The organism is Psychrobacillus sp. Z3-81, from assembly GCF_056620325.1.
Genome location: NZ_JBWQPU010000001.1, coordinates 86,120 through 101,617 on the forward strand (window position 1 = coordinate 86,120; position 15,498 = coordinate 101,617).

Below are 15,498 nucleotides of genomic sequence, written 5' to 3' on the forward strand. Positions count from 1 at the left end.
AAAAGACAGTGGAAAAGTTTGTTTTTATCTTTGGTCCGCAAGCTGTTGGGAAAATGACAGTAGGCCAGGAGTTAGCGAAAAGTACTGGGCTCAAACTATTTCATAATCATATGACCATAGATTTATTAGAGCCACTTTATGGATTTAGCCCTGAAATGTGGAGGCTGGCAAAGCTATTTCGGAAAGAGATCTTTCAATCCTTTGCAAATAGTGAGGAATACGGTTTAATTTTTACAAAGGTTTGGTATTTTGATCAACAAGAGGATTGGGAAGATATTGAACAGATTTGCCAAATTTTTAGAAGCAAAGGGGTAGAAATTTATTTTGTGGAGCTTGAAGCAGATGTAGAGGAAAGACTGGTTCGTAATAAAACCCCTCATCGTTTAGAGCATAAGCCGACCAAAAGGAATACGAAACAGTCAGAGGAGAATTTGTTATCCTCTTATAAGGACAAAAGAATGAATTCACTTGTTGGAGAAATAAAAGAAAAAAATTACTTGCGAATCAATAATACATACCTAAAGCCATGTGAAGTCGCTTCCTTGATAAAAAAGGAATTTAGCTTATAACGAGCAGGTATTTTATAATGGTTAGAACTCATTAATCAAAGAGAGTTGGACAAATCGAAAGAGAAGCACTTATGATACTAACTAATAAAAGAATCATAAGTGCTGTCTTAATTTGGTTTATTTTCATAATGGGTTATATTCTTTTGGGGAATTTAATGATTAAATTATAATTTTATAAGGAAACTTTAATGGTTCGTAGCAGCGACGGCGACTCCAGTGGGAGTAAGGTGTCAGGCAAGACGGCACAACCGCACGCGCGAGCGTTGGGTGCTGGCTTGCCGCGCCCCCATGGAAAGCGTCCGACGCAGCGGAGAACCTAGAATAGCTTTGTCTCAGTCTCTTTACTCTATTCAGTCTAGTTTCTCTTTATCTACCAGCCAGAACGGAAATCAACCTATCTTTGTGAAGGATTATGCAAATACATGAACACAAAAGCTCTACTTCTTCAACCTCATTTCATAGTATGGCTCTTCTTGCTCGGTATCCTCAAACCATTTGAGGCCTTTGTATTCAAAACCGATCTTTTCTAATATTTTCAGCGATTGGGCATTCGCTGGACTAGCGGAAGCGACAATTCGCTCCACCTGTCCATGCTTTTTTGCCAGCTCTATACTAGCAACAGCCGCCTCGGTTGCGTAGCCTTTTCCCCATGACTGTTTATTGAAATGATAAATCAGCTCTATTTCTTGCAAATCCGCTGTTATGTTAAAGCCAGCTGCACCGATGACTTCTCCTAATTTTTTCTCAAACAAACCATATACAGATAATCCATGTCTTCTATGACAAGCTTGATAAGCTTCTATGACCTGTGGGAGAATCTCGAGGGAGGTTGCTCCATTACACTGCTCCATGACTTCCTCATCGCCCCAGAACTTCATCATATCTGATAAAAAGCTTTCTTCTAGTACTACCCCTATTAAACGTTCTGTTTCAAACACAGCTTCCATTTTAATTCTCCCTTAGGTAAATCGTTTTTTATTTACTAGTGCAATAGCCTTTTGGGTATTGGCAAAATGCCATTTCGTGATGGCCTTCAAAAAACCTTCCCCGTGCTTCATATAAATTTTTGCTGCTACCTCATCCACTTTCGAGCTTGCCCCTTTCGGAATAGTCGTTTGAGCAATTTCTGTTAAACGATCCATTTCCTTTAAAAAAGCATATCTTGCAATAATGGAAGCAGCGGCGACTGAAACATGTAGTTGCTCAGCCTTCGTTGAGAAAAGCACATTTTCACGAATGATTTCTTTTTCGTTTTTAATGTGATTATAATAGATTCCCCGTTCAGCAAATTGGTCGATTAAGATGTAGTCCGGTCTAGCTGGTTCTATTTTTTTCAATACATGCTTTAGCGCCTGGTTATGTAAGAGGGCTTTTATTTTGCCTTGTGACCAGCCTTTTGCTTGTATCTCATTATATTTTACATTCTTTAATACCAAAACGCAATAAGTGATGGCAGACATAATGTCTGGAGCCATTTTACGCATTGCCTCATCCGTTAGCATCTTTGAATCCTTTACTCCTAGTTCTTTTATGAGCGCAACTTTTTCTGCCGGCACATAGCATGCGGCCACTGTGATGGGACCAAAGTAATCGCCAGTCCCTGTCTCGTCAGAACCTATTACGGAAAGTTCTTCGAAATTAGCCGGCAGCTTGTCTCCTTTTACTGAACTCACCACAGCTTTTTGCTTTGGTTGCTCGGATGTACCCCATCTAGCCGCTTCGCGGGTGGCACCACTTCCTTGGAATAAAACCTTGCCGGACTTATAGGCTGTGATAGCTGTATCTGCTAGCTTGGCTGCAAAAATTACTCCGTTAGCCGTCCGATCAATCTGGTAGGTTTTATAGTGATTTTTCAATTTTTGAATGTCATCGTTCGACAATATAATTACTTCATTTGCCATTAGGGTAGTTCCTTTCTTCACATCAGAATCTATTTCGTGTTATTATTATACATAGGATTTTCTGGGGGAGGGTTCGTCTTTGTCAGAACTAGAAAAAACAAGAATTTCTGTCGATATCTATGGACAGAAATATAAAATGGTAGGTTCCGAAACTTCTGGTCACATGAGACTCGTTGCCTCCATCGTAGATGATAAAATGAGAGAGATACATGCTCATAACCAACAACTAGATATAGCAAAGTTAGCAGTGCTGACCGCTGTTAATGCAGTAAACGATTACATAAAAGTGAAAGAGCAGCTTGAACTTTTAGAAGAAGAATTGAAAAGGCTAAAGGACTGAAAAAATGTTAGATATTATTATTCTTATTTTGCTGATAGCTGGTTTTATAACTGGGGCAAGAAGAGGGCTAATTGTTCAGTTGATTCACATGACTGGCTTTATTATTGCGCTCATCGTTGCGTATATCTATTATAAACCACTTTCAGAGAAATTTGTTTTATGGATCCCATTCCCAGCAATAACTTCTGATTCAAAGCTGACAATTGCCGTAGAAAATCTTGATCTCGATCAAACCTTCTATCGAATTATCTCTTTTGTATTAATTTTTATGGTGGTAAAGTTTGGACTGCAGCTGATTGCATCCATGTTTGATTTCTTGAAGTATTTGCCTATACTAGGCTTTGTAAGCAATGTAGTTGGTGCTTTTTTAGGACTGGTTGAATTTTATTTTCTTATCTTTGTATCTTTATATGTATTAGCGTTACTTCCAATAGGAACTCTACAGGGCTTGATGGATAGCTCCATACTTGCTGGCTGGATATTGGAGCATACACCGATCCTTTCAGAAATAGTGAAAAATTGGTGGTATATATATGTGGAAAACTAAACATGTATAACTAATTGACTTCTCTCAGTGGAGGGAAGTTTTTTTTGAATGGAGGATATGATATGGATAAAAAGACAATCATTAAAACGTTAGAAAAAATAGCATTATATATGGAGCTACAAGGAGAAAATCCATTTAAGGTTGGTGCTTTTCGTAAGGCGGCTCAGGTTTTAGAGTTAGATGATCGCAGCCTATCTGAAATGGATAACATCACATCATTAAAGGGAATTGGAGCAGCTACAGGGGCTGTAATTGAGGATTTAATAAACAATGGTGAGTCATCTCTATTAAAAGAGTTGCAAGAGGCTGTTCCAAGTGGGCTTCTTCCAATGCTTAAAATACCAGGTCTTGGGGGCAAAAAAATCGCAAAGCTCTATAAAGAATTACAAATAGATTCGATTGAAGCTTTAAAGGGAGCTTGTGAAGCTGGACAGGTTCGAGAGCTTGCAGGTTTTGGGCCGAAGACAGAACAGAAAATTTTAGCAGAGCTAGAAACCTTCCAGCTTAAGCCGGAGCGATCACCATATTGGCAAATGGAGCCATTAGTCGAAATGATTGAAGGAATTCTTGCCTCAATAGCGGAAGTGGAGAAGTTTTCGGTTGCTGGGTCCTTTAGAAGAGTAAAGGAAACTAGCAGCGATTTAGATTTTATTGTAAGCACTAATTCACCAAAGGAAGTTAGAGAACAGCTGTTAGACAAGCTGCCGCTTTTAAAGATAGATGCAGCCGGAGATACAAAGGTATCTGTCACACTGGACGTGGATAATGAGGTAGATGTGGACTTTCGATTGGTTGAGCCTGCCCAATTTGCTTCCGCACTACACCATTTTACTGGCTCTAAGGACCACAATATAAAAATGAGACAAATTGCAAAGGAACAAGGGAAGAAAATTAGTGAATATGGCGTTGAGTTGGAGGATGGAACCGTAGAGCACTTTCAATCTGAAGAAGAGTTCTATGCATATTTTAACTTGCCATTTATTCCACCTTCTGTACGAGAGGATGGTACTGAGCTTTCCAAGCTGGACAAGCTTTCTTCGCTTGTTGCATTAGAGGATATCCATGCAGATCTCCATATGCATACGACGTGGTCGGATGGGGCTCACTCCATTGAAGAGATGGTAGAGGCTTGTCGTGCAAAAGGCTATAAGTATATGGTGATAACGGACCACTCTAATTACTTGAAGGTAGCAAACGGTCTTTCAAGAGAAAGACTCTTAAAGCAAATAGAGGCAATCCGTGAAATAAATAAAAAATACGATGACATAGAAGTGCTTGCCGGTACTGAAATGGATATTTTACCAGATGCGACATTAGACTTTGATGATGATTTATTGAAGCAGCTAGATTTTGTTATTGCATCCATCCATTCTAGCTTCAGCCAGCCACAGGAAAAAATTATGGAACGCTTACTGACAGCGATGAAAAACCCATATGTCCATATGATTGCTCATCCTACTGGAAGAATTGTTGGAACGAGAAGTGGCTATGACCCTGATGTTCCTACGCTTATTCAATGGGCAAAGGAACATGGGAAGATTCTCGAATTAAATGCAAATCCACATCGCTTAGACTTAGATGTGGAGTATTTAAAAATGGCTCAGGACCTAGATATTCCTATTGCAATAAATACGGATGCTCATCATATTGATCAGCTGAAATACATGGACGTAGGGGCTCAATATGCACAAAAGGCATGGTTACACAAAGATACTGTAGTAAATACATGGCCACTAGAAAGATTTAAGGAGCAATTGAAGAAATAAATTAGGAGGTGTCTCTTGTGATAGCAGAAAGAGCACTGAAAACATTAGAATTCTACAAGGTTCGCGAAGAGGTAGCAGCCTATTGCACGTCCTCTCTCGGAAAATCACATATAGAAAATCTTGTACCGTCCATAGATCTTGCACAGGTGAAAAAGCTGCTAGAGGAAATGGACGAAGGACTAACGATTCTACGCATAAAAGGAAATGTACCAATGGGTGGAATTACAGATGTTCGCCCACATGCGAAGAGAGCACAAATTGGCGGAATGCTAAGCCCGGTGGAATTAATGGAAACAGCAAGCACTATTCGTGCAAGCAAGATACTACGCAATTTCCTAGAGGATGTAGTGGAGAAGGAAGCAGTTTCTATTCCTCATTTTCTAGAAAAAAAGGATGCACTACCTATTCTGACTGCGTTAGAGCATGAAATCAATGATTGTATCGATGAAAATGGGGGAGTGTTGGACAGCGCAAGCCAAACACTACGGTCCATTAGACAACAACTAAGAATACAAGTAAGTCGTGTACGTGAAAAATTAGAAAGCTACACTCGTGGAGCAAATGCATCTAAAATGCTTTCTGATTCCATCATCACAATACGTAATGATAGATATGTAATCCCAGTAAAATCTGAATATCGCAGTCACTATGGTGGGATTATTCATGACCAATCTGCTTCCGGTCAAACGTTATTTATTGAGCCGTCTGCTGTTGTTCAATTAAATAATGAAATACGGAGTCTAAAGGTAAAGGAGCAGGAAGAGATCGAGCGAATCCTTCTGCGTCTTACAGGTGAAGTGGCAGAGGTAGGACATGACATATTCCTTTTAGTAAACATACTTGGGGAGATAGATGCTATCCTTGCCAAAGCAAAGTATGGACAAGCGGAAAAATGTACAATGCCTACGATTAACGACCAAGGGTATATTCGTTTAATAAAGGCGAGACATCCTTTAATTACAAAAGATGTTGCAGTCCCAAATACAATTGAGTTTGGGAAAGATTATACAGCTGTTGTCATCACCGGTCCCAATACTGGTGGTAAAACGGTAACCTTAAAAACAGTTGGTATTTGTACATTAATGGCTCAAAGTGGAATTCCTATTCCCGCTTTAGATGGCTCAGAAGTATCGATGTTTGAATCAGTATTTGCCGATATAGGAGATGAGCAATCGATTGAGCAAAGCTTAAGTACTTTCTCCTCTCATATGGTGAACATCGTAGACATTTTAAAGAAATATAATGACCGTTCCTTAATACTTTTTGATGAGCTTGGTGCTGGTACTGACCCTCAAGAGGGTGCGGCACTAGCTATTGCCATTTTAGATGCTGTTCATGGGACAGGTGCTAGAGTAATGGCAACCACGCATTATCCTGAGCTGAAGGCATATGGCTATAATCGTCCAGGTGTAATAAATGCCAGCGTTGAATTTGATGTGGAAACACTTAGTCCAACTTATAAGTTGCTATTAGGAGTTCCTGGAAGAAGTAATGCATTTGAGATTTCTGAACGACTGGGTCTTCCACCTTTTATTATCAATCAAGCCCAATCCTACACGGGTACTGATCGCGGGGAAGTTAATTCAATGATCGCTTCCTTAGAGGAAAGTAGAAGACAGGCTGAACGAGATGCAGAAGAAACAGAAAAACAGTTAGACAACGCAAAACAGCTAAAGCAGGACTTAGAGGAAAGGCTTGCTGAACTGGAAGACAAAAAAGAAAAATTAGAGCAGAAGGCGAAGGATAAGGCGAAAAAAATTGTGGAGGATGCACGGAGAGAAGCAGACGAGATTATTTCCGAGCTGCGTAAAATGCAAGCCAACACCCACAAGCTTGTCAAAGAGCATGAGCTGATTGATGCGAAGAAACGTTTAGAATCAGCACTTCCAAATAATCCTGTTCTGAAAAAGCAGAAAAAGCTGAAGGAACAGCAAAGAGTATTGAAGCCAGGGGATGAGGTGAAGGTACTAAGCTTTGGACAAAAAGGAACGCTTTTAGAAAAACTGTCTGATACGGAATGGTCCGTTCAGATTGGTATGCTAAAAATGAAACTGGATGAATCAGATCTCGAGTATATGAAGCCTGAAAAACAAAAACAGACTGTTTCTGTTAACGCGGTAAGAGGTAGAGATACACATGTAAAGCTGGAGCTTGATTTACGCGGCGAGCGCTATGAGGATGCGATTATACGTACGGAGAAGTATATTGACGATGCGGTATTAGCTAATTATCCAAGAGTCTCCATCATTCATGGGAAGGGCACCGGAGTACTAAGGCAGGCTATTCAGCAGTACTTGAAAAATCACTCTCGTGTGAAAAGCTATCGTTTTGGTGAAGCTGGAGAGGGAGGCCATGGTGTGACCGTGGTAGAATTAAAATAATAAAAATAATAACTGGGAACTTTTTCTCTTTATTTTTCGTAAAGAGGAAAAAAGTGAAGGGGTTAGTGAGTAAATGTTACTGTCTAGTTTTTGGTCCAATCCTTTAGTCGAAGCTGCAGGTTATTTTAGTGTCGTTATACTCTGCCTTGTAGTATCCATGGTCCTGTTCGAAATCGTGACTAGGTATCGAAATTGGGAAGAAATAAAAAAAGGTAACGTCTCTGTTGCAATGGCAACAGGGGGTAAGATTTTTGGTGTGTGTAATATTTTCAAATATTCCATAGAGGAACATAACACCTTATTAGAAATGCTCGGGTGGGGCCTCTATGGTTTCACTCTACTAATCATTGCATATTTGCTTTTTGAATTTCTAACCCCTTCTTTTAATGTTGATCAGGAGATAGCAAAGGATAATCGCTCTGTCGGCTTTATCTCCTTGGTAATTTCGGTTGGATTGTCCTTCGTAATAGGAGCAAGTATATAGTAGGAGAGGCTTACATGGAAAAATTGTCGAAAGTTTTAATGGTTGTCTGCGTTATTTTTGTCGTGGTAGGTATAATATATTTAGCGTTAAACTAATAGAATAAGTTAACCGCTCATTTATCAAGACTGTTTATACTCGCTCCTTCAACTGAACTAGCGGATAAACAGTCTTTTTTATTTTAAGAATTGAATTGTCATTCATTTTTATCTATAATTAAAAATAGGAATATTCACTCTATTAAAATCGAACAAAGGGGGCAAACAAATGACTGAAAAACCATGGCTTTCTCACTACCCGCCAGAAATCCCGCATTCGCTCGACTATGAAGCTATTCCAGTTCAGGAGTATTTAACTCGAGCTTATAAAAGGTTTCCGTCGAAGGTAGCAATACATTTCATGGGGAGAGATGTAACGTACAAAGAGCTATATGAGTCTTCAATGAAGTTTGCAAATTACTTGGTGTCATTAGGGATCAAACCTGGTGACCGTGTAGCTATTATGCTACCAAACTGTCCGCAAGGAGTAATAGGCTACTATGGAATCCTTTATGCAGGGGCTATTGTAGTGCAAACAAATCCTTTATACACAGAACGTGAGCTTTCCTACCAAATGAAAGACTCTGGGGCTAAGGTCATACTAGCCATGGATATTTTATTTCCAAGGATCACAAAGGTATTAAAAGAAACAGACTTAGAAAACGTCATTATTACAGGTATCAAAGATTACTTGCCATTTCCGAAAAATCTTGTATATCCTTTTATCCAAAAAAAGCAATATGGCTTTAGTGTAAAAGTAGAGCATCGCGGGATGAATCATTTATTTACAGAAATTATGAAGATCAATAAAACGGGCACTATTGATGTGCCATTCAATTTTGAAGAAGACATCGCATTACTGCAATATACTGGAGGAACAACAGGGTTTCCAAAGGGTGTAATGTTAACGCATAAAAACATGGTTGCAAACGCTTCTATGTGTAACGCTTGGCTATTCAAATGTAAGCCAGGGGAAGAAATCGTCTTAGCTATGCTACCTTTCTTCCATGTATATGGGATGACTACAGTGCTTGTGTTCTCCGTAATGCAAGGAAATAAGATGGTCCTCATACCGAAATTTGATGTGGAAACTGCTTTAAAAACAATTCATAAACAAAAACCGACTCTTTTCCCAGGCGCACCAACTATGTATATTGGTATCTTAAATCACCCGGATATAAAAAAGTATGATTTATCCTCTATTCAAGCATGTATGAGTGGTTCTGCAGCATTACCAATAGAAATACAAGAGCAATTTGAGACGATAACTGGTGGTAACTTGGTGGAGGGCTACGGCTTAACGGAAACTTCTCCGGTAACGCATGCGAATTTGATCTACGATCGTGAGGCACGTGTGAAGGGATCTATTGGTTTACCATGGCCTGATACCGACGTTCGAATTTTTGGGATAGATTCAACAGACCCGCTTCCACTTGGGGAGATAGGTGAAATTGCTATTAAAGGACCTCAAGTAATGAAAGGCTATTGGAATAGACCTGAGGAAACAGAAGCGACGATGAGAGACGGATGGCTTCTGACAGGTGATTTAGGGTACATGGATGAAAACGGTTACTTTTTTGTAGTTGACCGTAAAAAAGATTTAATTATTGCGGGAGGCTTTAATATTTATCCTCGTGATGTGGAGGAAGTGTTATATGAGCATCCTGCAATACAGGAATGTGTTGTGGCAGGTGTACCTGATCCATATCGTGGAGAAACAGTCAAGGCGTATATTGTATTCAAAGAAGGAAAAACTGCAACTGAGGAAGAATTAAATAAACATTGCAGAGAAAATCTTGCTGCATATAAGGTACCTAGACTATATGAATTTAGGGCCGAGCTTCCAAAAACAGCAGTAGGAAAAATATTAAGAAGAAGTCTGATTGCTGAGGAAAAAGAAAAAGCGCAGCAAGAAGCAGTACCAAGTTAATTTCAAGATTGACAGAAGAAAAAATTGAATATAAAATAAAAATATGAATGAATCATCATTCATATTTTTATTTTTGGTGGTGGATTCATTGAAGAAGGACAAACCTAAGTATAAGCAGATTATCGACGCAGCAATTATAGTCATTGCAGAAAATGGATATCACCAATCACAAGTATCTAAAATTGCAAAGCAAGCTGGAGTTGCGGACGGAACAATTTACTTATATTTCAAAAACAAAGAGGATATTTTAATATCTGTCTTTGAAGAAAAGATGGAAGTGTTTGCTGATAACCTAAAAGAAATTCTAAAAGAGGATATTAGCGCTTCTGAAAAATTATATAAGATGATTGAGAATCATTTCACCGTGCTTTCTGAAAATCATCATTTAGCAACTGTTACTCAGTTGGAGCTAAGACAATCAAATCTTGCTTTACGAATTCGCATTAATGCAATTCTCAAAAATTACCTTGTTCTCTTGGATTCTATCCTAAAAGAAGGAATAGAAAAAAAGGAGTTCGAATATTCAGTGGATATTCGTTTAGCAAGACAAATGGTTTTTGGTACAATTGATGAGACGACAACCACTTGGGTGATGAATGAATATAAATATGATTTGGTTGCCCAAACAAGTAAGGTACACCGTCTCCTGTTAAATGGTATTAAAAGCTAAAAGAGGATGTGAGCAAATGGAATTTTTATCATGGACAGTGGAAGATCATGTAGCAACGGTTACACTTAATCGTCCACCAGCAAACGCTTTAGCAAGGGGTGTAATTTTAGAAGTAAATAGCCTGCTAGATGCTGTGGAAAACGATGAAAATGTTCGAGTTATCTTGCTTAAAGGTGAAGGACGCTTTTTCTCAGCAGGGGCGGACATTAAGGAATTTACACAAGTAACAAGTGGGGAAGAGTTTTCAGAGCTAGCTGCTAGTGGTCAAGCGATTTTTGAACGTGTCGAGACATTCTCTAAGCCAGTAATTGCTGCTATCCATGGTGCTGCCTTAGGTGGCGGTCTTGAGCTAGCAATGAGCTGTCATATTCGACTAGTTTCAGAGACAGCTAAGCTTGGGCTTCCAGAGCTTCAATTAGGCTTGATACCTGGATTCGCAGGGACTCAAAGACTTCCTCGATATGTAGGATTTGCTAAAGCAGCAGAAATGTTGCTAACTAGCGAGCCAATAAGTGGGGAAGAGGCCGCAAGACTTGGTCTAGCAAATCATGCTTATAAGGAAGAGGAGCTTTTTGAACGAGCAAACGAACTTGCTGTAAAGATTGCCAAAAAGAGCCCAATTGCTGTGAAAGAAGCGCTTAAAATGCTTCAATATGTGAAGCCTGCTTCCTATTATGAAGGGGTGAAAGCCGAAGCCGGTTCATTTGGAACTGTCTTTGTATCTGAGGACGCCAAGGAAGGGATTTCAGCTTTTATTGAAAAGAGACAACCTGTTTTTAGAGGTAAATAATCAAAGGAGGATGCTAACATGAACATTTATGTTTTAGTGAAACGTACATTTGATACGGAGGAGAAAATCGTTGTAAGCGGGGGGAAAATTCAAGAGGATGGTGCTGAATTCATCATCAATCCTTACGATGAGTATGCAATCGAAGAAGCAATCCAAGTTCGTGACGCACACGGCGGAGAAGTAACAGTTATCACAATGGGTGGAGAAGATGCAGAAAAGCAACTTCGTACAGCTCTAGCTATGGGTGCAGATAAAGCAGTCCTTATTAATACAGAAGATGATGTGGAAGAAATGGACCAATTTACCGCAGCGCATATCATTGCAGAATACTTGAAGGATAAAGATGCAGATCTTATCCTGGCTGGTAATGTTGCAATTGATGGCGGTTCTGGTCAGGTTGGACCACGAGTTGCTGAATTACTAGGCATCAACTATGTAACTACTATTACAAACCTAGAAATTGATGGTACAACAGCTACTATTAAACGTGATGTGGAAGGCGATACAGAAGTATTAGAAACTTCCTTGCCACTTTTAGTAACTGCACAACAAGGATTAAACGAACCTCGCTATCCTTCTTTACCAGGAATTATGAAAGCGAAGAAAAAACCTCTAGAAGAAATCGAATTAGATGACCTTGATATCGATGAAGATGATGTGGAAGCAAAAACAGAAACGATTGAAATCTATCTACCTCCTAAAAAGGAAGCTGGAAAAGTGTTAGATGGCGAGCTAGCAGATCAAGTAAAAGAGTTAGTTCACTTACTTCACTCAGAAGCAAAAGTAGTTTAATAGATACGTTTCTAGCTTACAAGTATCTATCTCGAGTATTTCATTAACAAAATGGGAGGAACAAACATGTCTAAAAAAGTATTAGTTTTAGGGGAAGCACGTGAAGGTGCACTTCGTAACGTATCATATGAAGCAATCGCTGCTGCAAAGCAAATTTCTGGTGGTGGAGAGGTAGTAGGAGTTCTACTTGGAGCTGCTGTACAAGACTTAGCTGCTGAGTTAGGGAAATATGGAGCTGACCGTGTCATTACGGTGGAGCACCCACATTTGAAGCAATATACATCTGATGGCTTTGGGCAAGCATTGATGGCTGTTATTGACCAAGAAAGCCCAGATTCCATCGTATTTGGACACACTGCACAAGGAAAAGACCTTTCTCCAAAAATCGCTAGTAAGCTACAAGTTGGATTAGTATCTGATGTAACAGCTATCGAAGGAGAAGGAGATGATGCAGTATATATTCGTCCAATCTACTCTGGTAAAGCATTTGAAAAAGTAAAAGTGAAGGATGGTATTGATTTCATCACCATTCGTCCAAACAACATTGCACCACTTGCGAAGGATGACAGCAAATCAGCAGACGTGTCATCTCTATCGGTAGATATTACAAACCTACGTACTATCATTAAAGAAGTAGTTCGCAAATCATCTGAGGGTGTAGATCTTTCTGAAGCGAAGGTTGTTATCGCTGGTGGCCGCGGTGTGAAAAGTGAAGAAGGCTTTGCACCACTAAAAGAGCTTGCGGATGTATTAGGTGGCGCTGTTGGTGCTTCTCGTGGAGCTTGTGACGCTGACTACTGTGATTATTCACTACAAATCGGACAAACTGGTAAAGTCGTAACTCCTGACCTGTATATCGCAGCGGGTATCTCTGGAGCAATTCAACATTTAGCAGGTATGTCTAACTCTAAAATTATCGTTGCAATCAACAAAGACCCAGAAGCAAACATCTTTAAAGTTGCTGACTACGGAATCGTTGGAGATCTATTCGAAGTAATCCCAATGCTTACGGAAGAATTCAAAAAACTTAAAGTGAATGCGTAAATAAACGAAAGGGCATCGAATTTCGATTCGATGTCCTTTATTATGTGGTGGTAAAATTTTTGTCATCGTTTTTTGGTTATCATCGTAATCATTTATCGCAGATTCATAACTCCAAAACATGGATAGCTATAACAGTCGAATTTGAGTTGGTTTCAATTCCTCGAAATTGTGAAGCACAGAAGTGATGATGGTTCCATCAGCAAAATAATAGTAGACAGTTGTTTATTACCAATTAATGAAACTTATCGTTCATTAAGAACGTATCGATTTTGAGTATATTATCCTCGAATATTGGCAGTTATCAAGGAGGGGTGAAATGAAGAAAAAGTTATTAATTATTAGTCTTATCCTATTGGTTATTTCAGCGATACCATTATTTCAAATACTAAGAGAAATAGTAATCGATTGGAATCTAAATAGTCGCTATAAAATCGAACATGCATATACTGAGCAAGGCTACCCCTCAACTATCGATGTGCAGGAAATTGAAATCAACGGTCGCACCATAGAGATAGTTGAAGAACAAACTGGTAAAAAGGGAAGTTTAACCCTATGGGATAAAGAGGAAAGAGTAGAAGCTGGAGATATCGTGAAACTTCATCTATTAGTTGATGGTAAAGAAGTCTCGCAAGCAGACGAAATCTGGCTCTCAAATCGTGATAGAGGAAGCCGTTATTTTTCTTGGCTCGATATTTTAACTGTTAACGAAAAGATAGCCATCGTACAACGTATCACAGACGATGATGAAGCAATGAACCATCGTAGATGGAAAATTATTTGGATTGATGAGCAAGGTGATATTACCGAAGAAGAAGTTTCCTATGAAAAGCGAAATAAAAATCCACTTGCGGTTCGTCTAATAAACGAGGCGGGTGCATCATTAATGAGTATGGGCTATTATTCAGACATTACGAAGGTGTATCCTTCATTCATCTTTCCTTTAGTATTTCCATTGGGAACGGGGTCATTAGGCATTCTGTTATGTATAATTGCATATCTCACAAGAAGAACATCATTAAATCAGATGAATAACTAAAAATGTAAATTAACAGATACTACGTCAAGAGTTGGTTGACGATACAGAGTTGACCCGTAAATCAGGGGCAACTCTGAGTTTTTATGTTAAAACAACAATATAAATTAACATAGCCAATACATTAGTGCCTAAAAACCTTTTATACTCGTTAATTGCTCTTCTCATCGTTTATGTTACAAGTTTTTATATTTTGAAGAAGTTTGGATTTAATATATAAACCTTCATTAATATTCATAAATCGCGATTTGGATGTCTAATATTATCCAGATTTAATGGTATATTTATTAAAAATATATTTAAGGAGGTTTTTTATGAATTCTTTGGTTATATTCGTTTTAGTTCTCTTTATTCTTAATGTATTTGTGATTTTTTTATCAAGATTGAATTGGTCGGTATGGATAATGGCAGGTGTTATTTTTATTATTTCTTCCCCAATAGTTCTAGTTCTGACAATGAATAACGTTGGTCGTAATGTTGGAGATGGAATTGCAGGCGCTGTGGCGGGGCTTACTTTTGGTGGTCTTTTGATTATCAATACAGTTATTTTATTAATTGTGGGAACTTTTGCAAGGAAAAAGTGGAAGCGAGCTGATTTAGAACAGCAATAAAGACTTATAAATCATATAAACAACATTTCCAAATGTTACGTTCAGGAGCCTTCTCAGAGCAGCTCAGAAGCCAATAAGAATAGCTGAATTTATATTGGAGTTTTCAATCTATTTCTTTATAGTTTACTAGTGAATAAGCAACTGCTCATTTGGTCAAGCTGATTCTTATAGTAAAGAAGCGAACAGCGACGACTCCAGTGGGATGAGTGAGACAGTTGAGACATTACAACGGCACACGCAAGCGTTCGGTGATGGCTTATTTTTGGGAGGGAAAACTAAAAACGTCACATCGTGTGACAACGTTTTCCTGACCAACATCCTGTTGGCCTCACGGAAAGCGTTCGCAAGAGAGCGCAATATACTTGTTTCTTCTTTTCTTATAATAGTGACATGAGCCATTATTTATCTTAATTATTTATTGCCTAACATAAATCCTTCATACGTATATTCCATTGTCTTTAAAACCAGTTTATCAACTAGCCAAAAGGGTAAATTACAATATCGCAATATGGACTTTTACTGATTGAAAGTATAGAATGATACCTCTAAGCTAAAATGTAGAACTAGCTTTTTTTGTCTGCTATAATCTTACTTAGAGTTACCAA

General features: G+C 38.7%; 15 protein-coding genes. 13 read left to right on the forward strand and 2 right to left on the reverse strand.

Going from position 1 to position 15,498, the window contains the following annotated elements; all coding sequences use genetic code 11:
• Nucleotides 1-8: 8 nt before the first annotated feature.
• The gene (locus tag AC1ECF_RS00425) at nt 9-569 is read left to right on the forward strand and encodes an AAA family ATPase (protein WP_480387411.1); all 561 of its coding nucleotides are present in this window, start codon (nt 9-11) and stop codon (nt 567-569) included.
• 437 nt (nt 570-1,006) lie between these two features.
• Here AC1ECF_RS00425 and AC1ECF_RS00430 read toward each other — a convergent pair whose 3' ends face one another.
• Both AC1ECF_RS00430 and rnhC read right to left on the reverse strand, forming a co-directional pair.
• Nucleotides 1,007-1,516: a GNAT family N-acetyltransferase gene (locus tag AC1ECF_RS00430; RefSeq protein WP_480387412.1), complete on the reverse strand. Its 510-nt coding sequence runs from the start codon at nt 1,514-1,516 to the stop codon at nt 1,007-1,009.
• A gap of 12 nt (nt 1,517-1,528) precedes the next feature.
• A complete protein-coding gene (rnhC, locus tag AC1ECF_RS00435) occupies nt 1,529-2,470 on the reverse strand; it encodes a ribonuclease HIII (RefSeq protein ID WP_480387413.1) in 942 nt (313 codons plus the stop codon).
• Nucleotides 2,471-2,549: 79 nt separating this feature from the next.
• On the opposite strand from rnhC, the gene zapA reads away from it, so the two are divergent.
• The 12 genes from zapA (at nt 2,550) to AC1ECF_RS00495 (ending at nt 14,893) form a co-directional block, all read left to right on the forward strand.
• Complete coding sequence (gene zapA, locus AC1ECF_RS00440; protein WP_480387414.1) at nt 2,550-2,810, forward strand: cell division protein ZapA; 261 nt, start codon at nt 2,550-2,552, stop codon at nt 2,808-2,810.
• Nucleotides 2,811-2,814: 4 nt separating this feature from the next.
• A complete protein-coding gene (locus AC1ECF_RS00445) occupies nt 2,815-3,357 on the forward strand; it encodes a CvpA family protein (RefSeq protein ID WP_480387415.1) in 543 nt (180 codons plus the stop codon).
• Between the two features lie 62 nt (nt 3,358-3,419).
• Nucleotides 3,420-5,123 carry a DNA polymerase/3'-5' exonuclease PolX gene (gene polX, locus AC1ECF_RS00450; RefSeq protein ID WP_480387416.1) on the forward strand — a complete coding sequence of 568 codons (1,704 nt, stop codon included), beginning with the start codon at nt 3,420-3,422 and terminating at the stop codon, nt 5,121-5,123.
• Between the two features lie 17 nt (nt 5,124-5,140).
• Entirely contained in the window at nt 5,141-7,504 is a 2,364-nt protein-coding gene (locus AC1ECF_RS00455; RefSeq protein ID WP_480387417.1) for an endonuclease MutS2, read from the forward strand.
• Between the two features lie 73 nt (nt 7,505-7,577).
• Entirely contained in the window at nt 7,578-7,988 is a 411-nt protein-coding gene (locus AC1ECF_RS00460) for a DUF350 domain-containing protein (protein WP_480387418.1), read from the forward strand.
• Between the two features lie 264 nt (nt 7,989-8,252).
• Nucleotides 8,253-9,953 (forward strand): long-chain-fatty-acid--CoA ligase, encoded by a 1,701-nt coding sequence (locus AC1ECF_RS00465; protein ID WP_480387419.1) that lies wholly within the window; start codon nt 8,253-8,255, stop codon nt 9,951-9,953.
• Between the two features lie 88 nt (nt 9,954-10,041).
• Nucleotides 10,042-10,623 (forward strand): TetR/AcrR family transcriptional regulator, encoded by a 582-nt coding sequence (locus AC1ECF_RS00470; RefSeq protein WP_480387420.1) that lies wholly within the window; start codon nt 10,042-10,044, stop codon nt 10,621-10,623.
• A 16-nt stretch (nt 10,624-10,639) separates the two neighbouring features.
• Nucleotides 10,640-11,413, forward strand: coding sequence for an enoyl-CoA hydratase (locus AC1ECF_RS00475; protein ID WP_480387421.1), 774 nt, complete (start codon nt 10,640-10,642; stop codon nt 11,411-11,413).
• Between the two features lie 18 nt (nt 11,414-11,431).
• Nucleotides 11,432-12,205 carry an electron transfer flavoprotein subunit beta/FixA family protein gene (locus tag AC1ECF_RS00480; RefSeq protein WP_480387422.1) on the forward strand — a complete coding sequence of 258 codons (774 nt, stop codon included), beginning with the start codon at nt 11,432-11,434 and terminating at the stop codon, nt 12,203-12,205.
• Between the two features lie 66 nt (nt 12,206-12,271).
• On the forward strand, nt 12,272-13,249 hold the full coding sequence (locus AC1ECF_RS00485; protein ID WP_480387423.1) for an electron transfer flavoprotein subunit alpha/FixB family protein: 978 nt from the start codon (nt 12,272-12,274) through the stop codon (nt 13,247-13,249).
• 316 nt (nt 13,250-13,565) lie between these two features.
• Nucleotides 13,566-14,285, forward strand: coding sequence for a hypothetical protein (locus AC1ECF_RS00490; protein WP_480387424.1), 720 nt, complete (start codon nt 13,566-13,568; stop codon nt 14,283-14,285).
• 311 nt (nt 14,286-14,596) lie between these two features.
• The gene (locus tag AC1ECF_RS00495) at nt 14,597-14,893 is read left to right on the forward strand and encodes a hypothetical protein (protein WP_480387425.1); all 297 of its coding nucleotides are present in this window, start codon (nt 14,597-14,599) and stop codon (nt 14,891-14,893) included.
• Nucleotides 14,894-15,498 lie beyond the last annotated feature (605 nt).